The sequence below is a fragment of the Streptomyces olivochromogenes genome, from assembly GCF_021538895.1.
Lineage (GTDB): Bacteria > Actinomycetota > Actinomycetes > Streptomycetales > Streptomycetaceae > Streptomyces > Streptomyces olivochromogenes_A.
In genome coordinates this window covers 22,363-47,310 of sequence record NZ_JADDRL010000005.1, presented here as the reverse complement: position 1 = coordinate 47,310, position 24,948 = coordinate 22,363, and the positions used below count along the sequence as shown (strand labels likewise).

At 68.7% G+C, this 24,948-nt stretch carries 12 protein-coding genes; 7 read left to right on the top strand and 5 right to left on the bottom strand.

Annotated elements, in window-relative coordinates; translation table 11 throughout:
* Nucleotides 1–67 precede the first annotated feature (67 nt).
* From IPZ69_RS03810 to IPZ69_RS03800, 3 genes are read left to right on the top strand one after another with little or no spacing between them, the layout of a single operon-like run.
* On the top strand, nucleotides 68–1,531 hold the full coding sequence (locus IPZ69_RS03810) for a hypothetical protein (protein ID WP_235452208.1): 1,464 nt from the start codon (nucleotides 68–70) through the stop codon (nucleotides 1,529–1,531).
* 15 nt (nucleotides 1,532–1,546) lie between these two features.
* Nucleotides 1,547–3,106, top strand: coding sequence for a hypothetical protein (locus tag IPZ69_RS03805; protein ID WP_235452207.1), 1,560 nt, complete (start codon nucleotides 1,547–1,549; stop codon nucleotides 3,104–3,106).
* Nucleotides 3,103–3,744 (top strand): hypothetical protein, encoded by a 642-nt coding sequence (locus tag IPZ69_RS03800; RefSeq protein WP_235452206.1) that lies wholly within the window; start codon nucleotides 3,103–3,105, stop codon nucleotides 3,742–3,744. The genes IPZ69_RS03805 and IPZ69_RS03800 overlap by 4 nt, the downstream gene beginning before the upstream one ends.
* A 222-nt stretch (nucleotides 3,745–3,966) precedes the next feature.
* Here IPZ69_RS03800 and IPZ69_RS03795 read toward each other — a convergent pair whose 3' ends face one another.
* The gene (locus IPZ69_RS03795) at nucleotides 3,967–4,701 is read right to left on the bottom strand and encodes a TetR/AcrR family transcriptional regulator (RefSeq protein WP_235452205.1); all 735 of its coding nucleotides are present in this window, start codon (nucleotides 4,699–4,701) and stop codon (nucleotides 3,967–3,969) included.
* A gap of 201 nt (nucleotides 4,702–4,902) precedes the next feature.
* Here IPZ69_RS03795 and IPZ69_RS03790 point away from each other — a divergent pair, with 201 nt between their 5' ends.
* Nucleotides 4,903–6,411 carry an MFS transporter gene (locus IPZ69_RS03790; RefSeq protein ID WP_235452204.1) on the top strand — a complete coding sequence of 503 codons (1,509 nt, stop codon included), beginning with the start codon at nucleotides 4,903–4,905 and terminating at the stop codon, nucleotides 6,409–6,411.
* A gap of 70 nt (nucleotides 6,412–6,481) precedes the next feature.
* Here the strand turns inward: IPZ69_RS03790 and IPZ69_RS46860 are convergent, their stop codons facing one another.
* Nucleotides 6,482–10,894: a LamG-like jellyroll fold domain-containing protein gene (locus IPZ69_RS46860; protein ID WP_308407422.1), complete on the bottom strand. Its 4,413-nt coding sequence runs from the start codon at nucleotides 10,892–10,894 to the stop codon at nucleotides 6,482–6,484.
* 281 nt (nucleotides 10,895–11,175) lie between these two features.
* Between IPZ69_RS46860 and IPZ69_RS47340 the strand changes: the two genes are divergently transcribed.
* The gene (locus tag IPZ69_RS47340; protein ID WP_235452203.1) at nucleotides 11,176–19,461 is read left to right on the top strand and encodes a polymorphic toxin-type HINT domain-containing protein; all 8,286 of its coding nucleotides are present in this window, start codon (nucleotides 11,176–11,178) and stop codon (nucleotides 19,459–19,461) included.
* A 710-nt stretch (nucleotides 19,462–20,171) separates the two neighbouring features.
* Nucleotides 20,172–20,977 (top strand): IS5 family transposase gene (locus IPZ69_RS03770; RefSeq protein ID WP_235452202.1). Its coding sequence is split into 2 segments (ribosomal slippage): nucleotides 20,172–20,513 and nucleotides 20,516–20,977, totalling 804 coding nucleotides; the frame shifts between segments, so codons are not numbered across the junction.
* Nucleotides 20,978–21,067: 90 nt separating this feature from the next.
* Here the strand turns inward: IPZ69_RS03770 and IPZ69_RS03765 are convergent.
* The gene (locus tag IPZ69_RS03765; RefSeq protein ID WP_235452201.1) at nucleotides 21,068–22,711 is read right to left on the bottom strand and encodes a M4 family metallopeptidase; all 1,644 of its coding nucleotides are present in this window, start codon (nucleotides 22,709–22,711) and stop codon (nucleotides 21,068–21,070) included.
* A 138-nt stretch (nucleotides 22,712–22,849) separates the two neighbouring features.
* Between IPZ69_RS03765 and IPZ69_RS03760 the strand changes: the two genes are divergently transcribed.
* The gene (locus tag IPZ69_RS03760; protein ID WP_235452200.1) at nucleotides 22,850–23,263 is read left to right on the top strand and encodes a gamma-glutamylcyclotransferase family protein; all 414 of its coding nucleotides are present in this window, start codon (nucleotides 22,850–22,852) and stop codon (nucleotides 23,261–23,263) included.
* Nucleotides 23,264–23,312: 49 nt separating this feature from the next.
* On the opposite strand, the gene IPZ69_RS03755 is transcribed toward IPZ69_RS03760, so the two are convergent.
* Both IPZ69_RS03755 and IPZ69_RS03750 read right to left on the bottom strand, forming a co-directional pair.
* Nucleotides 23,313–24,194: an arylamine N-acetyltransferase family protein gene (locus IPZ69_RS03755; protein WP_235452199.1), complete on the bottom strand. Its 882-nt coding sequence runs from the start codon at nucleotides 24,192–24,194 to the stop codon at nucleotides 23,313–23,315.
* Between the two features lie 55 nt (nucleotides 24,195–24,249).
* Nucleotides 24,250–24,927, bottom strand: coding sequence for a SanA/YdcF family protein (locus IPZ69_RS03750; protein ID WP_235452198.1), 678 nt, complete (start codon nucleotides 24,925–24,927; stop codon nucleotides 24,250–24,252).
* Between the last annotated feature and the right edge of the window lie 21 nt (nucleotides 24,928–24,948).

The following is a 24,948-nucleotide window of genomic DNA, read 5'->3' as shown; positions in this document are numbered from 1 at the left end:
TCACTTATCCGGGTGAAGCGCTCCAGTCGGTCGTATGGGTGTCCAGCGACTCGGGCAGGACGGTCGCATGGGGTATCAACTGGGGGATCTCGGGCGGACGTTCCGCGATCAGATGTACAACGTGCTCACGGGGGGCGACGGAAGCGTGCCCCCCTCCACATCCAGCTTCATCACCTGGTGCATGCCGGGACTGCCCTACCAGGAGGCGGACTTCGCGTTCGCCGCGCAGGGCATCGGCACCGGCGCCACCGCGGCCGAGGACAAGCTGCTGCTCCAGCAGGCGTTCAACTTCGCCTCGCTGATCGACTTCATCCCGGACGTGACGTCGGCGTACTCGACGGGACGCCAGGAGGGGGTGTGGCGCAACGCGAGCGGGGCGCGGCTGAGCGAGATCTACGGCCAGATCCTGAAGTTCTCGAAGGTGATCGACGACCAGCTCACCGACGACCAGAAGAAGAAGCTGGAGCGCTTCCGCGGACTGCTGCGGGTGACCCGCACGGTGAAGGACATCGTCACCGAACAGGAGAAGCAGGTCACCGAGGACAGCCCCATGCTCAAGGCCTACAAGGCCGGCATGCAGGCGTACGTGGCCGCCGCGCTGGCGTACAACAACAAGCGCATCGCCGCCCAGGCCGCCATCGGCGAGGCCGGCAAGCAGGCGGTCGCGGACTGGGCGAGCAACGCGCAGCTGTACGGACTCCAGGTGGCCGCCGCCGCGGACGACTGGACCTCCAGCGGCTATCGCAACGAGGTCGAGGAGATCAACGCGTACATCGACCAGACCACCGAGAAGTCGATGCTGCTGTGGAAGCGCAACCTGGAGCGGTACTACGAGGAGGCGCTCACCAGCGCCCTCGGACCGGGCCAGTCCTTCTACTACACAAGCGTCGTGCCCGGTGACTTCGCCACCTCCGCCGGCTGGACCAACTACTCCATGTACCACCAGATGGTGGACTCCCACAGCCACTACGAGACCACGTCCTGGTCGGCGGGCGGCGGCCTCAACTGGGGCCTGTGGAGCGCGAGCGCGGGCGTTTCCTCGACCTCCACCGACTACAGCGAGAACTTCCAGCTCGAAGACTTCTCGATGTCCTTCGACATGACCCAGGTGCAGGTCGTCCGCCCCTGGTTCTACCCGGAGTTCCTGGAGAACCGCGGCTGGGACCTGTGCAAGGGCGAGGGCTGGAACTACGACGACATGCCCTCGGACGGCGGCACCCCGCCCCAGGGCCGCTTCATCGGCTACCCGCTCCAGGCGCTGTTCGTCAAGAACCTCACCATCCGCTCCGCCTCGCTCGCCCAGGCCTTCCAGCACCACGCGAGCTCCGTGTCCGTGTCGGCGAGCGTCGGCTGGGGCCCCTTCACGATCAACGGCAGCTACAGCCACTCTGAGTCCGACCAGCACTTCCACTCGGAGAACGACGGCGCCACCATCCGGGTCCCCGGCATGCAGATCATCGGCTTCGTCAACCATCTGCTCGGCAAGACGCCCAACCTCCTCGACGGCATCGACCCCGACCAGCTGGTCTGACCCGAAGGCGCGCACATGGTCAACACCGAGGCGGCGTCCTCCGTCGACGCCTCCGCCCTGCTGGGCCTCGCGACCCGTATGCAGCAACTGCTCACCGACGCCGACCACCTGGTCGCCGTACCGGCCACACCGTTGGCGTACCGGGACGCCGAGTTCCGTTTCGACGGGCCGCTGGACGCCGTCCGGGCGGGCGCCCACGCCGAGTTCTCCGAACTCGTCAACCGGGTGCCCACCCAGCCCGTCTGGTCGCCGCCGGGCACCCTGCACCTGTGGGACGTCTACGGCGAGCTGCTCGCCGCGGACCTCGCGCACAGCAGCCTCACCCCACAGGAGCGGCAGCGCTACGACGCCGCGTCGGACTACCTCTATGTGACGGACGCGAGCGGCACCCCGTCCCCGTCCCGGGCCCTGCTCGACTACCGTGCCGCCCGCCAGGCCTGGCTGCAGGCCGACACCGACTACCACCAGGGCGAACAGACCGCGAGCATGTCGCCCGACCCCGCCGTCCGCGACCACTGGGCGCACGTCGACGAGCCCCGGCTGCGGCAGATCCGGGACGACGCGATGGAGGCGTGGCAGACGGGCGGCCACAAGGCCCAGGTCGAGGACGCGCTCAGGGAGACCTCGGAGCTGGCGTCGAAGGCACCCTCCAGCATCTGGAAACGCCACCGCGACACCTTCAACCCGAACCTCCCCGACCAGTTCTCGACGGCCCCGAACGGCATCCGGTACGCGCCGACGTACTACTCACCGGCCGGTGCCCTGGACATGCCCTGGTCCCGGGTGGTGCTGCCCCGCCAGACCCTGCTGACCCTGGCCGAGCAGGCGCCGCCGGAGCTCACGGCGGCCCTGGGCGGCGGCATCGACCCGACGGTCCAGTCCCTGGCCTTCGACTACCGCGTGGTCTCCGTCGTCCGCCCGTGGCTGGATCCGCCGATGGAACTCTTCGGCTCCCGCGCGTGGAAGCTGTCGCCCTCGGTGACGCCGCTGAGCGACGGCGGCAGCCCGCCGCACGGCCGCTGCCCGGCGTACGTCGAGTCCGTCGCCCTGGCCCGCAACCTCGACCTCACCCGCCTGGTCACCGACTCGGTCGTGGCCAGTCAGGGCGACACCGCGCTGAAGGGCACCTGGACCTTCGACTTCGACACCGGCGAGCAGGGCGGCGACATGTTCTACGCCGACGTCTGGTGGGAGTGGATGACCGAGTCGTCCGCGCAGCTGGTGCCGAACGGCCGGGCGAGCATCGTCAACCTGGGCGTGCGGGACTTCGGCTCGCTCACGGTGGACCAGCTGGCCGCGTTCACCTACGGCAAGAGCCCCGTCCCCGGCAATCCCGACGGCTCCAACCAGCTCGTCGACGGCGACGTCTTCGCGGTGGCCACCAGCGAGGGCAACTTCGCCAAGGTCCTGGTCGTCAAGTACGGCTACAACATGCTGATCCGCTGGGTCACCTACCGCTGGACGTCCCCGCGCGAGGAGCACGCCGTCACCGGCCCGGACGACGTCTTCCTCGCCGCGTTCGTCTGCCGGCGACTGCCGCGGTGCCCGGATCCGGACCCGGGGCTGACCTGGTGACGGCGCCCCGGGCACTGCGCGGCCTGCTGCTCCTGGGCAGGGATCCCGTGTACGCCGTCCACCTCCCGATGTTCGGCCCGCCGTACGACTTCCAGGCGATCCTGCGGGTGACGCCGAGCACGCCCACGTACGACTCCGCCCGCTCCCGCTTCGGCACGTCCGCGGTGTTCACGGTCCGCCCGGAGACGGAGGTGCTCCTCAAGGACCTCGAACCGGGGGCGGAATTCCCCGGGGAGCTGTACTTCGGCCGCTTCGACCGGGACGGCGACTCCCTGGGGCCGCTGTCGGTGCGGGTGAGCCACCTGGTCCACGCCCGGCCCCTCGACGCGCCCGACACCGACCCACCCGACAGCGGGCTCACCGGCGCCGACCCGACCGACCCGGCCTACGTCGTCTTCGGCGACGAGGACCGGCTGTTCCTGACCCGCCGGCTCACCGTACCGCCGGACTTCGACCAGACGCTGACGGCACTGGTCGTGGACGGCGAGGTGCGGGAGGGGTGGACCGTGACCCTCCCAGGCCGCCGGGGCGACCTCATGAGCCGCCCGAGACCGGGCGAGCAGATCACGACGGCCGACGGAACCCAGCTCCAGATCCTGGCCGAGGTCTACCTGGAGACGGACGACCTCGCCCGGTGAGGGAGTCCCCGAGTCCTAGGTCCTGTCGTCAAATCCCCGTCGTCCGCCCGAAGGGCGGGCCTCGCGGCGTCAGGTGCCTGCTCTCGGTGTGCCGGGCCTCGGCCCTCGTACTGGATGTACTTGGGTCGGGGCCCGGTGCGGCGAGTGGGGGTCCCCCCTGCTCGAAGAGCTTGGGGGAGCGTGCATGGCGTCGCGGGGCAGGCGGGGATTTGACGACAGGGCCTAGTCCGGCAGCCGCAGCGCCAGCCCGTCCAGCACGATCTCCAGCGCGTAGGCGAACTTGTCGTCGCGGAGCTTGACGGGGTCCGCGGTCCTGACGGCGGCCTCGCGGTAGGAGTCGGCGAGGTGGTCGTGGTCGGCCGCGGCCTGCTGGGCGGCGGGCAGCAGCCGGTTGATGAACTCGGCCTCTGTCTCGCCGGAGCGGGCGACCGTGCTGAGCCAGGCGGCCTCCGTGGTGCTCATGCCGATCGTGTACGACAGCACCGCGTCGATCGCGCCGCTGGGGTCCGGAAAGCCGACCGCGATGAACAGCGAGGCGAGCCGCTCGGAGAAGGCCATGAGGTTGGGGCCGAGGTAGGCGAGCCCGGCCTGGCCGAGGACCGAGGACAGCCAGGGGTGACGCAGGGCCGTGGCCCGGAAGGAGTGCGCGGCCTCGGTGACGGCGGCGCGCCAGTCCGGGCTGTCGGACGGCGGTACGTGGATCTCGGCGGCGACCGCGTCCAAGGCCAGCTCCATCAGCTCGTCCTTGGTGGCGACGTGCCGGTAGAGGGAGGTCGCGCCGGCGTTCAGCCGGGCGCCGAGCTTGCGCATGCTGAGCGCCTCGATGCCCTCGGCGTCCAGCATGGCGATCGCCTCACGGACGATCACGTCCCGGCTCAGCGCGGGCTGGTCGGGCTCGCGCTGCGGCCTGGCCCAGACGGAGGGGATCGGGTTCGGCTTGCTCTTGGCGGCGGCCATGACGCGCTCCTGTCGGCTTCCCTGTCGGCTTCTTCGGGCGTACGTACATGCCTCGGTGCGTACGTCGTGCGCAACCAGCGTACAGCGATCGTGGGTTGCGCACATCGTTCCGCTGTGCGTACAGTGTTCGCATCGCAAGGAACGGTGTTCGCGCCGCAGGAACAGTGTGCGCACTCTGGTTGAGTCGAAAGGAAGACCCCGATGGAAACCCGCAATCCGCGTCGCTGGTGGATTCTGGTCGTGCTGTGCCTGAGCACGCTGGTCCTGGTGATCGACAGCATGGCCCTCACCGTCGCGGTGCCCTCGATGACCGAGGACCTCGGGGCGAGCGCGCAGGACACCCAGTGGATCCTCGACTCCTACATCCTGGTCTTCGCCGGCCTGCTGCTGACCTCCGGCAGCCTCGGTGACCGCTTCGGTCGCCGCAAGGTGATGCTGATCGGCCTGCTGCTGTTCGGGGCGGCGTCACTGGCCGCGACCATCTGCACGAATCCCGGCGAGGTGATAGCCGTACGCGTGGCGATGGGTGTGGGCGGAGCCCTGATCATGCCCTCCACCCTGTCGATCCTCATCACCGTCTTCGACGAGGAGGAGCGCGGCAAGGCGATGGCTGCGTGGAGCTCGGTGTCGATGCTCGGCCTGGTCGGCAGCCCGGTCCTCGGCGGTGTCCTGATCGACCACTTCTCCTGGCACTCGATCTTCTTCCTCAACGTCCCGGTCGTCGTGCTGGCCGTCGTCGCGGGTCTGACCCTGATGCCGGAGTCGAAGGCGCCGTGGCAGAAGGCGGACCCGCTGGGCGCGGTGCTCTCCGCGGCCGGCATGACCGCCCTGGTCTGGTGGATCATCGAGATTCCGCAGCACGGCGCGTTCGAAGGCCGCTCGCTGGTCTCCCTGGGGATCGCGGTCCTCACCCTCGCGGGCTTCGTGGTCCGGGAGAACGTGACCTCCTCCCCGATGGTCCCGCTGGTCCTCTTCAAGCACCGCAACTTCAGCGGCGGTTCGCTCTCCCTCGCGCTGGTCCAGATCGGCAACGGCGGTCTGCTGCTGGTCCTCACCCAGTACCTGCAGTTCGTCCTCGGCTACTCGCCGGTGAAGGCGGGCCTGGCCTTCCTGCCGCTGGCCGTCACCGCGCTGATCGGCAACACCGTGGGCGTCAAGCTGGCCGCGCTGATCGGCAACCGCTTCGTGATCCTCTCCGGCATGCTGACCATGGTCGGCTGCTTCGCCCTGCTGACCACGGTCGGCGCCGACACCGGCTTCACCGTCCCGGCCATCGCCCTCGGCCTGCTCGGCCTGGGTGCGGGTCTGGCGATGCCGGCCGCGGTGGGCGCGCTGATGGCCACCATCCCGGCGGACAAGGCGGGCGTCGGCTCGGCCCTGAACGACACCATCCAGCAGGCCGGTACGGCCCTCGGCATCGCGATCCTCGGCTCGCTGCTCACCAGCGGCTTCGCCGCCGAGATGCCCGCCGACGCCCCCGAGCGGGCCAAGCAGTCCATCGCCGGCGCGCTGGCGGTGGCCCACGGCGACGCGGGACTGGTCCACGCGGCCCGCGAGGCCTTCACCTCCTCGATGTCCACCACCTTCACCCTGAGCGCGATCGGCGTCCTGGCCGCCGCCCTCCTGTCCACCCTGGTGATGCGCGACACCAAGCCGCAGCAGCCGCAGGAGACCCCGGCGACGGAGCCGGAGCCCGAGCCGGTCGCCTGACCGGAACATCACCCGAGAGGGCCGGTGCCTGAACAGGCACCGGCCCTCTCGTGCCGTGGGGGCGTCGCGGTCAGTCGAGTTGCAGGAGCGTTGCGCTGTCGCCCGGTGCCGCCGCGTCCGCCGGTGACAGTGCCGTGGCGTAGAGGCGGACGTCACTGAGGCGTCCGTTGGCGTATTGGCCATAGACGCTCTGGTGAAGACAGCGGCCGAACTGGACGGGGCCTGCCGCGTTCCACATGGTGCCGGTGTAGGCCTTGGCGGCCGACAGCCGGCCGTTGACGTACAACAGGAGTCGGCTGGCATCCGCGTCGTACACACCGACGAGGTGGGTCCATTTGCCGGCCACGGCCTTGGCGCCGTAGGCGGCGGTGAAGGAGGTACTGGCGGTGTCGTCGTCGTGGCGTCCGAAGGCCCAGACCTGGGCTCCGGAGGAGTAGTAGAGCTGAAAGCCGTTGGCAGCGCCCACGGATGGGGCGTCGGACTGCGAGACGAAGGTGGAGTTGTCGCCGGAGAGGGAGTTGAGCTTGACCCAGGCCGAGACCGTGAAGCTCCCGCTGGTGTCGACGCCCGGGTCCGTGGTGGCGGCGTAGCCAGTACTGCCGTTGAGGTTGAGCGTTGTCCCGCGGTCGGTGTCCGTGGCCCAGGACGCTCCGCCAGTCAGCGTGGCGGGCAGATTGCCGGCGGCATCGCCGGCGGTGCTGCCCTTGGCGTCGTCCAGCGTCCAACGGTGGGCGGCGGTGTCGGTGACGGTGCCCAGCCCCACGGGGTCGGCGAAGGCCGCGGTGGTCCCGGTCGGGGTGGCGCCGGGGTATTCGGTGAGCTGTCCTGCCGTGTTGGTGGCGTAGAGATCCGGCTTGCCGTCGGGACCGCCGGTGGGGCTGTTGACGTCACCGGGGGAGGCCACGGTGGGAGAGTCATGGGCTCGCAGCACCATGGGCAGCGCGGTGGCGGTGTACGTGCTCCAGCCGGTGGCGGCGCTGCTCGTCCAGTTCTGGGCCGCGCTGTTGTTGCACGTGTAGAGGCGTACCTGGGTGCCGTTGGCGGTGCTTGAGCCCGGGTCGTCCAGGCATTTGCCGGACTGCGGGTTGACCAGACTGCCGGACGCGCCCGTGGTCCACTTCTGGGCCGCGCTGCCGTTGCACGTGTAGAGCTGGATGAGGGCGCCGTTGTCCGTTGCGCCGTCGGTGACGTCGAGGCACTTGCCGAGGACGCGCAGGGAGTCGTCGTCGTGCAGGACCCACTTCTGGGCGGCTGAGCCGTTGCAGGTGTACACCTGGATCTTGGTGTGGTCGGCAGTGTGGGCGCTGGCGTCGTCCAGACAGATGGTCCCCCCGCCTGCGGGCCGTACGGCCGAGGCGAGGGCGGTGCGTACGGGGGCGTGCAGCAGCTTGGGCATCTGACCGTTGCCGTCGCTGTCGAGCGGGAAGGTGTAGACGGTGCCGGAGGCGTCGTCGCGGGCCCAGAGGGTGGGGGTTCCGCCGGTGACCTTGCCGTTGCCGTTGGCGTCCACGGTGAATGTACCGCCGACCCGGCCCGGTGCGATCAGGGTCAGGCCCGACCAGTCGCCGTCGCCGAGCAGCCGGGGATGTCCCATGTGGCCTGTGCCGTAGGTCTGGTAGATCCACAGCTTGCCGTGTTCGACCGTGATGACGGCGGGGTGGTCGCTGTTGCCGTACACGTCCCCGGCCGCGACCAGTTGTGAGATGTCCCAGGGGGTCGACGGATCGTAGCCCGCGTCGGCGCAGCGACTGGCGGGGACGGTGTCGGCGGACTCGCAGGGGTCCTTGGTCACGACGTCGTACCGGTGGCCGAGGAAACCGGGGAAAGTGGAGAAGGGCTCGTGCGGGAAGGCTCCGTCGTCCTTCGGGTCGAGGTCGTTCTTCACCACGTACAACTTGTTGCTCTTGCGGTTGTACGCCAGCAGGTCGTCGTGGGTGTCTCCGTGCAGGTTGCCGCGGTGGGCGATCAGGTAGTCGCTCCAGGTTCCGGCGGGGGCAGCGGCGGCGGTGGACACGATCACCGGGCCGGTGATCGCGGGCGGGGTGCCGGTGACCGGGCCGCCCTGTGCCGGGGCGGGGGCCTGGGCGGGGTCGCTGTTGCCGGGGATGAGTTCGAGATCGCCGGTGCTGGTGGTGGCGAGCAGGTCGGGGCTGCCGTCGCCGGTGATGTCACCGGGCGCGATCTTGGTCTTGGGATTCCAGGGTGCAGCGAAGGTGTAGCCCGCGGGGCTCTGGGAGATGTTGCCCGCTCGGTCGACGGCGGCGACGTACAGGGTGTGGACGCCCCAGTCGGTCACCGGCACGGTGAGGGTGCCGGAGGCGGTGGTGCCGCTGGTGGAGGTCACCTTGGCGCTGTGCCCGGTGGCGGCGGTCGGCTGGCTGTCCAGTTGCCACAGGAAGCGTTCGATGCCGCTGGATTTGCAGCCGGCCGGGTCGCAGGTGTCGGCCGGGGTGTTGTCGGCGGCGGTGACGGAGAAGTCGGTGGTCACGCCGCTGCCCGCATAGGTGTCGCCGGCTCCGCTGCCGACGGACGGGAAGTGCGGGTTGTCGGCGATGGCCGGGGTCTGCGGCGGGGTGAAGTCGGTGTCGAACCAGCAGTGGTCGCTGACCGGCGACTGCATGTGGATGGAGGAGTTGTCCTGGGCGTAGACGTCCCAGCCGTATTCGTGGCCGTCCTTGAGGGTGAAGCCGATGGATGCGTCGGCGTCGCCGCCGGAGGCTGTCCAGTCGCTGACCCGGTCGGGCTTGTCCACGGGGCTGCCGCTGGAGTCGAGGTCGGTGCGGTCCCAGACGTGGTAGTGCGCCTGCGCATGTTCACCCTTGATGTGGGTGATGACGGTGGAGTGCAGCTGGACGTTGCTGCCCGCGTCGTCGTACGTGGTGGCACCGATCCAGCCGACCGCGCCACTGCCGGTCACGCAGTCGCCGTCGGCGCCGAGCGGCTTGGGCGTGGTGTGCAGCTTGGTGGGGGTGTCCGGTGGGATGTCGAAGTTGGTGAAGAGGCTGAGCGTCTGGGACATGCGCAGGTAGTCGTCGTTGGAGCTGGACGTGGTTTCGTTGCCGAACAGACCTATCGTCCAAGTGCCCTTGTTGCCGTCGGCGATCTTCTGGATCTGCTTGTCGACGCGGAAGCCGGCCGTGCTGTTGCTGCAGTTGGTGTTGGCGCCGCTGGGGACGGTCGTCTTCACGGCGGGGTAGCCGTTGTCGTCGAGGGTGTCGGGCTGGTGCTTCCAGTCCGTGTTCTCGTTGATGCCGCCGGTGGTGTGCAGGGTGATCGGCTGGTCGTGGGAGCAGTCGAGGCTGGCCGCGTAGGTGGTCTTGACCTTGACCTCGGCCTTGATCACTTTCATGGACGGGTCCAGGCCACTGGTGTTGACCGCGTAGTAGGAGCGTTCCAGACCGGTGCCACAGGCGCCGCCCCAGCGCTGATAGCCGACGCCCTCGCCGTTGGTCTGCGGCTTGTTGTACTGCGGGGCGTCGGAGCAGGCGGAGCTGGAGTACACCTCGTCGAAGGCACCGGATTTGCTGGTGACGGGGTCTTCGAACGGGTCGATGTAGACGGGGTAGTGCGTGCCCGGACCGTCGAGCAGCGACGTGTCCGGGGCCAGAGTGATGGTGCCGGAGGCGGTGCTCATGGGTACCTGCCCGACCTGAGCACCGGTGCCGGGACCCGTCACGGAGGACGTGTCCGTAGGGTCCGGGGAACCGGCGGCGGCACGCGCGAGGGACGTGGTCCTGAGGCGTGCCCGGGCGCCGGTCGGCGAACTGCCGCTGGAATCCCACATCAGCGGCGGTGGACTCGTGTAGGACACCGAACCGTCGGGCGCGGTCGCCGTCATGCCGCCGGAAGCGGTGGGCGCAAGGTCCAGCCCGTCGGTGTCCGTCGCCACGGCAAGTCTCCGGACGCGCGGGTCGGCGGCGGCCTTCGCGTCGTGGACCACCAGGACATCGCTGAAGCCGCCCTGGTCAGTCACGGACACCGAAAGATCCACGCCGGGCAGCACAGAGCCATAGAGCGCTGTGTTGCCGGCGACCTGAGGTGCCGGCAGGGCGAACGGCATGGTCAGGCTCATGCGGTGTCCGGCCGGATCAGTGAGTGTGGCCAGCGGCCCGTTGCCGCCGCCGGACAGGCGTACTCTGCTGAGTGTGGCCTTGGGGGAGTAGGTGCCGTCGGCATTCGCGGTGATAGTGGCGTCCACCGGTACCCAGTTGTCGTCCTGACGCACTCGTACCGGCAGCACGGACGAGGTTCTGGTGAAGGAGCCGTCCGGCTCGGCGGTCACGGTGTCGGTCTCACTGGTCAGGGCGTCCACCGGAACGGAAGCGCCCTCCGCGACGGCCTGTGCCTGGGCGGCGAGCAAGGGGTCCGACGTGTCCACAGGATCGTCGGCAGTGAACCCGGCGGCGGGGACCACCAGTCCGGTGAGCAGCAATGTGGCCACTGCGGGCAACAGGGCGAGTCTGCGGACGGACGACGGCAGCACGACAGAGCTCCTTCACACGACGGCACGACAGACACTTCAGGAAGCGGCTCGCCGGGCGTTGGTCAGGACGCCCGCGACGGCGTGCGACGGTGATGGTCGCTCCCCCCGGCACAGAACGTACACAGGAAATGCCAAAAGCAATCACATACTTGTCATGGCATTGGCAAAAAGTCTTGATGATCGGTCAAATCGCTTCCTAGCCTCCCGTCCTGGATCACGCCGACCACGTGACCTGCAATCAACGGACCATCAAGTCCGTTTCATACGGGGGGACTTCTCGCGTGGGTGTGCGAAGGACGCTGACGTTCGTCTCGGCACTCGTCGCCGCCATGGCGCTGCTCGTGACCGGGGCGGTCGCCAAGGACGGCATCGGGCCGTACATCTTCCACGGCAAGATCTGGGACCCGAAACCCCTGCCTGTCACACCAGGGGTGGGCGGACATGCGTTGCGTCACCCGCAGACGGTCCACCCCCGGGGCTACCGCGCGCTCACCCACTATCAGACCGCACCCAAGCTGGCTTGGCCGAAGGGCGGTTCCCGTACCGTCGCGCTGAACGAGAAGCCGGTCAAGGCGGGTTCGCTGCCCCTTTGGGTGGCCTCCGCCGACAAGGCGGCCATGCCCGCCAAGCGCGCCAATCCCGCCAAGACGCTCAAGACGAATCGAGCGGACGGCGAGAAGGTACGTGTCCAACTCGCCTCCCGGAACAAAGCGTTGCGCGCAGGCGCCGACGCCGGTCTGCTGGTCGGCCTGGGGCGCACGAAATCCCCCAATGCCAAGGTCCGTGTCGTCATCGACTACTCGTCGGTCGCCAAGGCGTACGGCGGCGGATACGGCTCCCGCCTCACCCTCACGCGCCTCCCGGCCTGTGCCCTGACCACGCCTGAGCAGCCGGCCTGCCGCACGCGGACGCCCCTGAAGTCCACCAACCGGGCCACCGCCGATCAGCTCACCGCCACGACCACCGCCGACTCGGCGATCGCCGTGACCTCGGGCAGCCGCGGCTCACAGGGCGACTACTCCGCCACCTCGCTGAGCCCCTCGGGTACCTGGCAGACCAGCGGCACCGGCGCGTACACGTACTCGTATCCGATCGACGTACCCGCCGCTGTCGGTGACACCGGGCCGTCGGTCGCGCTGTCGTACGACTCGCAGACCGTGGACGGTGAGACCTCCGCCCGCAATTCCCAGGCCTCGTGGATCGGCGACGGCTGGGGCTACCAGCCCGGGTTCGTGGAGCGGACGTACCGTCCGTGCGGCTCGCTCCTCGACGGGGACGGGAAGAAGATCCTCAAGGGCTCGGGTGACGAGTGCTGGGGTGGTGACAACGCCAGCGTCTCCTTCGGATCCCACTCCGGGCGTCTGGTGCCCACCACCTCTTCGGGAGCGCCCGGCGAGACAAAGGAGTTCAGACTCGAGGGCGACGACGGCACCGTGGTGCAGGAACTGTCGGGTGCCGCGAACGGTCTGCACGACGGCGTCTACTTCCGGGTCCTCACCACCGACGGCACCGCTGCCTACTTCGGCGCCGACCACGCCCCGACCGCTCCTGGGACCGCCGGTACGGCGTCCTCGACCTCGGGCGACGACACCACCCACGCCGCCTGGGGTGTCCCGGTGCTGCACCCCCGTTCCTCCAACCCCTGCCACAGCGACGACGACGGCAAGAAGTCGCGTTGCGACAAGCCCGAGGGCTGGCGCTGGAACCTCGACTTCGTCGTCTCGCCCTCCGGCTCCGTCCAGCGCTACGACTACTCCACCGAGACCGGCTACTACGACCTCGGCGGCGGTCAGGCCGCGGCGACCAGCGACAAGGACGACACCGGAACCCTCACCTCGTACACCCGGGGCGGCACGCTGACGTCGATCTCGTACGGCTACACCCTGGATGACGAGCAGGCCGGCCGCACCCCGGCGGCCCAGGTGGCGTTCACCTCCAAGCAGCGCTGCCAGACCACCTCCTCCTTCACCGACTGCTCGCCGGGGAACCTCGACGACAACACGGCCCCGCACTGGCCGGACGTGCCGTGGGACCTGCACTGCGACTCGACCGACAAGACGAAGCTGCCCGACGACGCGACCAAGGTGCCGACGGACGTCTGCATCGTCTCGTCGCCCACTTTCTGGACCACCACTCGGCTGGACAGCATCACCACCAAGGTCCACGTCAAGGACGGCTCGACCGACAGGCTGATCCCGGTGGACAGCTACGACCTGGGCCAGGTGTACTCCGACGCGGGTGGTGCCGTCGACCCCGTCACCGGGACCACCGTCGACCCCAAGGACGTGGGCTCGCTGCAGGCCGTGATGTGGCTGCAGTCCATCAAGCACACCGGCAAGGACACCTACGACAATGGCAACAGCGACATCACGCTGAACCAGGTCTCCTTCACCGGAACCGAGATCGACAACCGGGTCGACGACGACTCCCCGTCCGCCCCGCCGCTCTATCGGCCCCGCATCGCCAACGTGCAGACGGAGACCGGCGAGTCGATCACCGTCGAGTACAACCAGAACCCGTGCGCCGGCAAGAAACTGGACATCAAGGCCGCCGACTCCAACACCAACTCCTGCTACCCCACGTACTGGACGGTGCCCGGTGACTCCAAGCCGATCGCGGACTGGTTCAACAAGACCACCGTCCACAGCGTCGCCGTCGCCGACCTGACGGTCGCCGCCCAGTACAACCCCGATTCGTCCAAGATCCCAGCCGGTTCCGAGGCCCAGGTCTCCACGTACTCGTACTCGGGACCCGCCTGGCACCGGGACGACTCCGACCTCACCGACGACCAGTACCGCACCTGGGACCAGTTCCGCGGCTTCCGCAACGTCACCGTTCGCACCGGCAAGGCACCCGAGCCGGTCACCCAGCTGACCACCACCTACCTGCAGGGCATGGACGGCGACTACAAGGCCGACGGCACCCGCCGCTCGGTCAACGTGGACGCCACCGTCGGCGGCAAGACCGTCGAGACGGTCACCGACGCGGATCAACTCGAGGGCACCGCCCTGCAGACGGACACCTACACCGCCTCCGGCGGCACGGTGAACGCGTCCACCGTCAGCGGCCCGTTCACCTTCACCACCACCGCCCACGCCGACCGAACCCCGTGGACCGGCTGGACCCAGGAGGACAACCCCGGCGACAGCAAACCGGCCACCTCCACCCTGCCCGACCTCACCGCACGCCGGATCCGGTCCAGCCAGAGCCACGGTTACGCGCTGCTCGCCGACGGCACCTGGCGGCACACGCGCGTCGATGCGGCCTACGACGACCAGGGTCGCGTCCAGTCGGTCGACGCGCACGGCGACGTGTCCGTAGCCGCTCAGGAGAAGTGCACCAGCACGGACTACGCGACCCCGGCATCCTCGGCCGCCAACAGCATGCTGCTCGCCTACCCCTCCCGGATCACCACGGTCTCCGGCCCGTGCGGCACCAAGCCCGGCACCGGCACACTGCTCTCCGACAAGAAGATCTACTACGACGGCAACGGCTCCGTCACCGACCTCGGTGCCCACGGCACACTCACCCTCCCGCACGTCACCGGCACCCAGATCGCCACCGGCTACGGCAGCGACGGCACCGAGAACTGGCGCACCACCAGCGGCATCGCCTACGACGGTGCCGGCCGCGCCACCGACACTCTGGACGCCACCGGCAAGGGCACGCACACCGACTACCTGCCCAAGTGGAGCAGCACGGGCGGCAACACCAATCCGACCAGCATCGTCTCCACCAACCAGAAGCAGTGGAAGGTCACGTCCACTCTCGATCCGCTGCGCGGCCTGGCCACCGAGAACGTCGACGCCAACAACCGCGTCACCGACATCACCTACGACGCCCTCGGCCGCCGTACCGCCGTCTGGTTGCCCGGACGTGACAAGGCCACAGAGAGCGCGGACATGAAGTTCGCGTACTCGATCAACCCCGGCGCTGTCCCCGCTCCCGGCGGCACGATCACCCACCCGGGCGACCCGACCTCGGTCACGACGCGCACACTGCGCGAGGACGGCTCCTACGCGACGTCGATCAGCATCTACGACGGGATGCTCCAGCCACGGCAGACCCAGACGACCGCCGACGGCGACTCGGACTCCGGCCGGATCATCTCCGACACCTTCTACGACTCTCACGGCTGGGCATCCGCGTCGTACGCCCCCTACTCCGAGCCGGGCCACGGTCCCTCCACGACGCTGTACGCGGCCAACGAGAACGAGATCCCGGCCGAGACCACGACCACCTACGACGGCCAGGGCCGCGCCACCACCAGCACCCTGTGGCACCAGGCGGTCAAGCAGTGGTCCACCAGCACCGCTTTCAAGGGCGCCGACGAGACGGACACGACTCCACCGGCCGGCGGTTCGGCGACCGCGGTCTTCACCAACGCGCTCGGACAGACGGTGAAGTCCGTGGTGAAGAACACCGACGCCACGGCGACCCTCAAGGGCGGCAGTGTCATCCCGTCCGGCACCTCGCTGACCTCCAGCAGTGTCCGCCTGACCATGCAGGCAGACGGCAACCTGGTCCTCACCGCGCTCAACAGCGGCAAGACCCTCTGGTCCAGCGCGACGGCGGGAAACCCCGGCGCCTACGCCCAGTTCGGTACCGACGGCAACCTCGTCGTCTACACCGCGTCCGGGACTTCCAAGTGGAGCACCGCCCTGGCCGCGACGACGGGTGCCACTTTCCAGATCCGGGCGGACTCCACCGTCGCCGTCGTCGGCAGCGACGGCAGCTCGGTGCTGTGGCACCAAGGCACGGCAGGCGCGGTCCCTGCCGCCGACGCCACCACCCGCTACAGCTACACGCCCGCCGGACAGGTGGATTCGGTCAGCGACAGCGCCGGCAACAACTGGTCCTACAAGTACGACCTGCTCGGCGAGAAGACCTCCCAGACCGACCCCGACGCCGGTACGACGACCTTCGACAAGTACGACGTCCTGGGCAACCTGCTGCAGACCACCGATCCCCGCGGCCAGGTCCTGTCGTACGGCTACGACTGGAACAACCGACGCACAGCCGAATACACCGGCTCCTGGTCGGCCACGCCCGACCCGGGCAAGCAACTGACCTCCCGCCTCTTCGACACGCTCGCCAAGGGTTACCCCACCTCCTCGACCCGCTATGTGGGCGGGGCGAGCGGCAAGGCGTACACGGAGGCCGTCACCGGCTACAACACCGCCTACCAGCCGTTGGGCGCGACACTCACGATCCCCACGGCGGACGGTTTCCCGGGCACGGAGGGCAAGGACAGCGGCACGGTCACCTACACCCTGGCCTCGTCCTACACCCCGACCACGGGCCTACTGTCGACCACTGACTACAAGGCCGACGGCGGGCTGCCCGCCGAGCGGGTCGGCTACGGCTACACCCTGCAGGGCGTCCTGGACGGCTTCGGCGGCGACATCAGCGTCTCCAACACTCCCTCCTACCTCGACGGCACGGTCCACGACCCCTTCGGCCGGGTCCTCCGGGCCAACTACGGCCCCGTCGGCAAGGAACTGGCGACCTTCGCCCAGTACGACGCCACCACCGGGCGCACCACGCAGACCAGCAGCATGGTGCAGACCTCCGCCACGGCTCTGGACGTCGTCAACTACCGCTACAACCAGGCAGGCGAACTCACCGCCACCGACGACCTGCAGAACAACACCACGCACGACACCCAGTGCTTCACCTACGACACCTTCCAGCGGCTGACCGCCGCCTGGACGGACACGGCAGGCATCACCGACTCCGGCAGCGCACCCGTGGGCGCGGTCGGCGGCTGCACGACGGCCTCGGTGCAGACGAGCACCGCGCCGGTGAAGACGAAGACTGTCGGAGGCCCGGCACCGTACTGGCAGACGTACACCTACGACCTGCTCGGCGACCGCACCGGCATGGTCGACCACGACACCGGCGGCAACGCGGTTGCCGACACCACCCAGACCACGAGTTACCCCGGCGCAGACGGAACGACCGCTGCCAACCATCCGAACCAGGCGGGCGCGACCACCCTCAGCAACCCCGTCGCGGGGACGGCGACCCAGACCCCGTCGTACACGGACACGAGCGGCAAGAACGCGGGCAACACGGTCAGCCGCGCGACGAAGACGACGGGGCCGCTCACCACCGCCTTCACCCTCACCGGCGGCGGCAAGCTGTGCGTGGAGGAGACGGGATCGGGCGCGAAGGTCGAGGTAAGCGCCTGCAGTTCGTCCTCAACTGCCCAGAAGTGGGCCATCGGCACGGACGGCACGGTGAAGGCGGGCGGGTTCTGCCTGGACACCGCGGGCAACGCCACCACGTCCGGCACGGGTGTCGTCGCTGACGCCTGCTCCACGGACGCCACCCAGAAGTGGCGCCTGACGGCCACCGGTACCCTGGTCAACGCGGCCAAGAGCACCCTGTGCCTGACCGACCCGAGCGCGAGTGCCACCAAGGGGACCCAGCTGACGCTCACCACTTGTGGTGGCAAGGGCCAGACCTGGTCGACGATCAAGGCGGGCGCGCTTCCGGCCGGCCAGACGCAGACGTTCACGTACGACGCCGAGGGCCGCACCGCCACTGTCTCGACGCCGTCCGGCACCACCGACCGCACGAGCAAGTACCTGTACGACGCGGACGGCAACCTGCTGGAGCAGACCGCGTCGGTCGGCGGCACGGACAAGACCCGCATCCTCTACCTCTTCGGCGGCGCCGAACAGCTCACCCTGGACGTGCCGGCCAAGACCTGCACGGGCCTGCGCTACTACACAGGCCCGGACGGCACGACGATCACCCGCTCCAGCACGGGCACGGTCACCTACCAGGTGGCAAACGGGCAGGGCACGGCGACGACGGCCGTGGACGCGTCCACCCTTGCGGTCACCCGCCGGTACTACGACCCGTACGGCAACCCGCGAGGCACCACCCCCTCCGCTTGGGTGGCACCCGACGAGAACCACGGCTTCCTCGGCAAGCCCAACGACACCACCACGGGCCTGAACCTGCTGGGCGCCCGCAACTACGACCCCACCCTCGGCCGCTTCCTCACCGTCGACCCGGTCTTCGAGCCGGGTGACCCCAACCAGATGGGTGGCTACACCTACGCCGGCGACAACCCGGCCTCGGGGAGCGACCCGACTGGCACCATCAAAATCAACCCTGACGGCACGCAGTGCAGCGGCGGTTGGAAGGAATGCGGTCCGGGAACCGGCGGCGGAGGCGGCGGCACCTCGACAAACGAAGGCACCACCAATACCTCCAGCGGCAATGGTTCGCCCCCTCCTCCTGGAAACCCCTACGCCTGCGGCCGATTTGGGCAATGCGGACCGACGGTCCATTACAAGAATGACCCGGCGAAGATCGGTCTCAAGATTTTGCTTGAGCCCTTCTGGGATGCCGTCAAGTGCACCCTCGGGATCAGCGCCAATGGGGTCAGCAACGAGGAGGCGTGCTCGGTGGCGGGCGGCCTCGTTGGTGGAGGGATCGCAGGGAGCGAAGCCCAAGGGGTTGAAAACGGGCTGGCTACCGACGCCGAACGCGCGGTTGCAGGAGCCGCCGAGCGTGAACCGGCAGCTGCCGCAGTTGCGGCTGGCGCCGAGGCCAAGGCCCTCGATGAAGCCACAGCCAATTTCGACCGCGATCTGGCCAACCTGAAACGGGCAAACGCCAAGGCCCAAGCAGAGCGCGCGGCCAGAGAAGCGGATGCTGCGGCGGCCCGCCCGAGCGAACCGGACACCGGTTCGTCGGGGACAGCGCCCGCCAAGGCCGGAGAACCCGGAAAGTGCAGTTTCTCGCCCGATACGCCCGTCCTGATGGCCAAGGGCAAGACCAAACCCATCGGCAAGATCAGGACCGGCGACAGGGTCGAAGCAGCCGATCAAAAGACGGGCAAGCGCGCAGGCGCCCGCACGGTCCAGCACGTGTGGATCAACCACGACCACGACCTGCTCGACCTCACGATCCGCACCAAGGGCGGCCACACCGCCACCATTCACACCACGGCCAACCACCCCTTCTGGGACGACACCACCCACACCTGGGTCCCCGCCGGCGAACTCCATCACGGCGACAGTCTCAATACCCCTACCAACCAACACGCCTACGTCGTCGCCACCCACCTCACACCCGGCACCGCCGACCGCTGGAACCTTACTGTCCAGGAACTCCACACGTACTATGTGGTGGCAGGGGCCACGCCGGTCCTCGTACATAACTGCAACATCGTCGGCGATGGCCATCTCTATCGAGGGGTTCCCAAGGGGCATCTGAAGCATGCTGATGCGCTTGAAGGTCGAGCTGTTCCGTTCGGGGGGCACTCGGAACCGTGGCGGCACATCGGCGGCGATACAGGGAGTGAGATGACTTCCTGGACTCACGATGTTGATATAGCCACTGAATTTGCTGACGAATATGGCCCCGGCGGGGTGGTGATGCGAATTCCTCATGTAGATGTCCCAAATAAGGATGTCCAGGTTCACGACACTGATCTCGATGGCAGCTGGTTTGAGGAAGAGCACCTACTCTTCGATGTTGTAGAGGCGCCCGAGATCAGCCTAGATGGGGAGACATGGTTTAACCCGAGAGAGCGAAAGGGGTGAAAATGGACAGGGGTGAACTGGTTCGAGCATTCGTTATGGAATCTGACGTAAGTTCTCAGGCTAAGAGTGCCCTCCTTGCTGGGGCTGCTTTTGAGATCTCGCCAGGCGAGATTCCTGCCGTGAGGCTGCATCACACATACGCCAGGCGATTGCGGAGATTGCAAGAACTCGACCGGCCGTCGCTGGGTTTTGAGGAATCGGTGGCGGCTCTTGCGGCGAGTGGTGATCGAGATCTCCTGATCGGATATATAGACGACCGCAAGAGAGGGGGCTATTATTATCAGCTATTTCTTAGCTCTGATCTGGCGAAGGTGGTTGGATGTATTGGCCTGAAAGTTCTCTCGTGAATTGCTCTGATGTGGCTGCCTTCTGAGTCCGAGCACTTTGAGTGGGACAATCCCAGTGTCTGCACTGCTGGAGACGCTTGGCGATGCTTTTGGTAATGCGAACGCCGTATGCGTCGAGCCGTTGCGGGATCTGGCTGAGGCAGAGGGAAGCCCGGTCGCTGTAGGCGGCGAAGTGGATCGAATTGAGGCGGGTGTCAGTTTGCCTGAGCTCCGATTGGCACACCTGCAGGGTCTTCGGCGGTTCTTCCGAGAGGAAATCCGCATCCGGGGCCTTGTCGCTGACGAGCAAGTAGCGGCTGACCTGGATTCTTGGTGACGAGCCCTTGGGGTCATCTCATTTGGGGTGTTCGATAGGCTCCGGGTGTGGGGATCGTTGAGCGGCTGGTGCCGGATGAGCTGTGGGAGTTGTTCCAGCGAGTGGTGCCGGAGGCGCCGAGTCGCCCTCAGGGAGGCGGCCGGCGCCGGCACGGTGACCGGGAGGTGCTGGCTGCGATCGTGTTCGTGGCCACGTCGGGCTGCACGTGGCAGCAGCTGCCGGCCGCCTCGTTCGGACCTTCAGGGCCCACGGCTCACCGGCGTTTCACCGAGTGGTCGAAAGCCCGGGTGTGGGCGAAGCTCCATCGCCTGGTCCTCGACGAGCTCGGCTCCCGGCGTGAACGGGACTGGTCTCGCTGCGCGATCGACTCGGTGAACATGCGGGCCCTGAAAAGGGGGACCTGACAGGTCCGAATCCGGTGGATCGAGGCAAGTACGGTTCGAAGATCCACTTGACCACCGAGCGGACCGGATTGCCCCTCTCCGTCGGCATCTCCGGCGCCAACCTGCACGACGGTCAAGCCCTCGAACCGCTCGTGCGCGGCATCCCGCCCATCCGCTCCCGTCGCGGTCTGCGCCGACGACGGCCAGCCAAGCTCCACGGCGAAAAGGGCTGCGCCTACGACCACCTGCCCCGAAGGTTACGCCAGCGCGGCATCCAGCACCGCATCACCCGCAAAGGCATCGAGTCCTCCAAGCGGCTGGGACGGCACCGCTGGACCATCGAACGCACGATGTCCTGGCTCGCCGGATGCCGCCGCCTGCACCGCCGCTACGAACGCAAGGCCGTCCACTTCCTGGCCTCCATCAGCATCGCCTGCACCCTCATCAGCTACCGGAGACTCATCAAATGAGATGATCTCTTAGGGTCGATGGTCCACGATAACTCTTCACGGCCGCCCCGGTGCGTTCCCCGAGGCGGCCGCATTACGAGTCCTTGACGGTCAGTTCACGTTGACCGCGCTCCACGCCGCCGCCACCGCGTTGTACTCCGTGCTGCCCGCGCCGTAGAGGTCCTTGGCCGCGTTCAGGGTGGCCGTGCGGGCGGCCTTGTAGTTCGTCGAGGACGTCATGTAGACCGTCAGCGCCCGGTACCAGATCTTGCCGAGCTTGTCCCGGCCGATGCCGGTCACCGTCGAGCCGTTGGACGTGGGCGAGTCGTAGCTGACGCCGTTGATGGTCTTCGGGCCGCTGCCCTCCGCGAGGAGGTAGGCGAAGTGGTTGGCGACGCCGGACGAGTAGTGGACGTCGAGGTTGCCGACCGAACTGCTCCAGTAGTCCGCCGAGTTGCCGTCCTTGGACGGCTTGTCCATGAAGCGCAGGGCGGCCTTGCCGAAGCCGGGACGGACGATCTTCTCGCCGATCAGGTAGTCGCCCTGGTCCGAGGAGTTGCCCGCGTACCACTCGACGAGGGTGCCCATGATGTCGGAGGTGGCCTCGTTCAGGCCGCCGGACTCGCCTGAGTACGTCAGCGCCGCCGTCTTGGACGTCACGCCGTGCGACATCTCGTGGCCGGCCACGTCCAGCGCCACCAGCGGCCCGAAGATCGAGCCGTCACCGTCGCCGTACGTCATGCAGAAGCAACTGTCGTCCCAGAAGGCGTTGTTGTAGTTGTTGCCGTAGTGGACGCGGTTGTACGAGCCCTTGCCGTCGCCGGCGATGCCGTTGCGGCCGTGGACGTTCTTGTAGTAGTCCCAGGTCTCGTTGGTGCCGTACTGGGCGTCCACCGCGGCCGAGGCGCGGTCGGCGGTCGTGCCCGTGCCCCAGTGGTTGTCCGCGTCCGTGAACAGGGTTGCGGGGGCGCGGATGAAGCAGATGCCGAAGATGCACAGGTCGGTCTTGTTGGCCGCGTCTCCGGTGTACGTGTTCCCGCGTGTCGGGTCCTTCAGCTGGTACGTCGAGCCGGAGAGGGTCGTCTCCAGCGGTACGGTCCCGCCGTAGAGGGACTTGCCGTCGCCGCCCGCCGTCTCGATGCTGTCCCAGGCGTCGATCTGCGCGCCGGTGCGGGCGTCCGTCAGGACGGTGCGGGCGACCGGGTTGCCGAGGGAGTCCTTGGCCACCGCGTTGGTGCGCCAGGCCAGCTTCGGCGCGCCGTGCAGGGCGTCGACGACCAGCTCCGGCTTGGCCTTCAGGCTCCTCAGCTTCTCGCCGAGGTTCGCGGCGCGCAGCGCGTTCGCCGCGAGGTCGGCGGCTTTCGGGGCCGACAGTTTCGGGGTGACGGAGGGGAGCGAGATCAGGCTGCGCGTGGCGCGGTCGGCGCTGCGGTAGTTGCCGTTCGGGGCCAGGTGGACGACGAAGTCGCCGCCCAGCACGGGGAGTTGCCGGTAGGTGCGGTTGTAGCGGACGTGCTGGGTGCCGTCCTTGTCGACGATCACGTCCCGGACCGCGGTGTCCTGGGCGGTGGTGAGGCCCAGACTCGTGGCGTGCTGCACGAGCGCGGACGCCGCGTTCTCGATCGCGGTGGCCCGGTTCGGTCTGCCGTCGGCGTGGGCGGCGGGGGAGAGCGCGGCGGCCAGCAGGGTCGCTGTGGTGGCGGCTATGCCGGCCGTGGCGAGACGGGATCCTCGGATGTGCCGTGTCCGACTCATCGGTCTCCTTGGGGAGGCGCCTCGAAGGCGTGGGGGTGGCGCAGATGTCGACTGAGATTTAAAGGGGCATGACATGTCATGTCCATAGCGCCTTCAAGGAGATGTGTGTGGGTAGGGAGGGGGTACAGAATCGTTTCCGTGACCCTTCCGTTCTTCGTCTATGGCACCCTTCGCCCTGGTGAGGGCAACCACGACGTCTTCCTGCGCGGCCGCACACTGGCCGAGGAACCGGCCCGGCTCGCGGGAGCGGCCCTGTACGACGGGCCCGGATATCCGTACGTCGTGGAAGAACCGGACGGCGTCGTGTCCGGCGAGCTGGTCACGCCGCTGCCGGAGGAGTACGAGCAACTGCTCGTCACGCTCGACCGGTTGGAGGAGTACGCGCCCGGGGACGCGCGGAACCTGTACGAGCGGGTGGCGAAGCCGGTCGTCCGGGGGGCCGACGGGCGGACGGTGCGCGCCTGGGTGTACGTCGCCGCGCCTCCTGTCGCCGCCCGCCTGCGCGCGCGGGGCACCCGGATCGAGAGCGGTGACTGGCTCACCCGGAGCTAGGTCTGGGCGCGCTGCCCCGTCGTCCCATCGCCCCGGCGGGGCCGGCCGGTCAGGTCAGCAGGTTCAGGCCCGGCGGCACGGTGATGCCGAGGCTCAGGCCCGGCGGCACGGTGATGTCGAAGTCCTCGTCCAGGACGCGCCGGGCCTCGGCCTCGTCGGTGAGCTTGCGTTCGGTGACCGTGCCGTCGGCGCGGGTCTCGACGAAGTGGGCGCCGTCGAGGCAGAGATGGCGCTCGGCGGTGGTGCGCTGGATGTAGGGGCGCTGGGTGAAGGGGGAGCGCGGGTTGGTGCCGACGTGCCAGTTGAAGACCTCGAAGTCGCGCCGGGAGAACGGCTCCAGCGTGAACGCGTACTGACCGCTCCAGGCGCCGTCACCGCCGCCCCAGGCCGTCTCGCCCCGCTCATGGGCCTCAAGTACCCACATCTCCAACGGCCCTTCGTGGGGCACGTGCACGAACCGGTGCCGGCGCCCCGCGTCGTGGAACTCGGTGTCCACGGTCAGCGGCACCGCCTCCAGCAGCGCCCCGGCCGCCCCGAACCCGACGTCCGCCAGATACGGCTGCGGATCTCCCGGCGCCCCGACCAGCAGCGTCATGTGCGTGCGCGGCCGGCTGTCGAGGCGGTCGGCGCCCAGGACGACCCGGGCGGCGAGCCCGGTCACCCGGAAGCCGAGCGCCTCCAGCGCCAGCGTGAACAGCGTGTTGTGCTCGTAGCAGTAGCCGCCGCGGCGGCCGCGCACCAGCTTGGCGATCAGGTCGGCCGGGGCCAGCGAAGGAGCCGTACCGGCCAGCGGGTCCAGGTTCTCGAAGGGTATGGACCGGGCGTGGGCCAGGTGCACGCCCCTCAGGGTCGCCGCGTCGGGCCGCCGGCCGCCCCGCCAGCCGATCCGGTCGAGATACGCGTCGAGGTCGAACCGCACGGTGTCGGACATGCCGCGACCGTACGCCGTGGCGGGCCGCCGGGCACCGGCCGCGGGGATCTTCGTCTCACCGACCGCTCGCCAGCGCACGTTCCACGCCACGTTCCTTCCGGCCGAGGAACCGGGGATCCGGCTCGAACACCGCGTCCAGGGCTGCCTTGCCCGCCGCGAAGACCTCGCGGGTGCCGCCGTAGTACCAGGTGGCGTCGTGCTTGGCGTCGACGCCGACGCCGTACGAGTCGACCCCCGCCGCCTCGCACAGGGCGACCGCGCGGCGGATGTGGAAGCCCTGGCTGATGAGGACGGCCCGGTCGACGCCGAAGATCTTCTTCGCGCGGACGCAGGAGTCCCAGGTGTCGAAGCCCGCGTAGTCGCTGACGATCCGCGAGTCCGGCACGCCGTGCTTGCCGAGATACGCGCGCATCGCGTCCGGCTCGTCGTAGTCCTCGCGGCTGTTGTCCCCGGTGACCAGGACGACCTCGATACGGCCCGCGCGGTACAGCTTCGCCGCCGCGTCCAGCCGGTGCGCGAGGTACGGCGACGGCTCCCCCTGCCACAGGCCCGCGCCGAAGACGACGGCGACCTCCGCGCGCGGCACGTCCGCCGTCGTCCGCAGCCGGTCGGCCGTGGACACGTACAGCCAGGTCGACGGCAGCAGCGCGAGGACGCACGCGGCCATCACACCCTGCACCAGCCGCCGGCGCCCGGCACGCGTGCGCGGCAGCCGCGGTCGACGGATCTTCATACGGTCCCCCAGTCCTGCCGA

Coding starts and splice junctions, on each gene's coding strand:
- IPZ69_RS03805 (WP_235452207.1), top strand. CDS start 1,547: ATGGTCAACACCGAGGCGGCGTCCTCCGTCGACGCCTCCGCCCTGCTG.
- IPZ69_RS03795 (WP_235452205.1), bottom strand. CDS start 4,701: ATGGCCGCCGCCAAGAGCAAGCCGAACCCGATCCCCTCCGTCTGGGCC.
- IPZ69_RS03750 (WP_235452198.1), bottom strand. CDS start 24,927: ATGAAGATCCGTCGACCGCGGCTGCCGCGCACGCGTGCCGGGCGCCGG.
- IPZ69_RS03810 (WP_235452208.1), top strand. CDS start 68: ATGGGGTATCAACTGGGGGATCTCGGGCGGACGTTCCGCGATCAGATG.
- IPZ69_RS03765 (WP_235452201.1), bottom strand. CDS start 22,711: ATGAGTCGGACACGGCACATCCGAGGATCCCGTCTCGCCACGGCCGGC.
- IPZ69_RS03755 (WP_235452199.1), bottom strand. CDS start 24,194: ATGTCCGACACCGTGCGGTTCGACCTCGACGCGTATCTCGACCGGATC.
- IPZ69_RS03790 (WP_235452204.1), top strand. CDS start 4,903: ATGGAAACCCGCAATCCGCGTCGCTGGTGGATTCTGGTCGTGCTGTGC.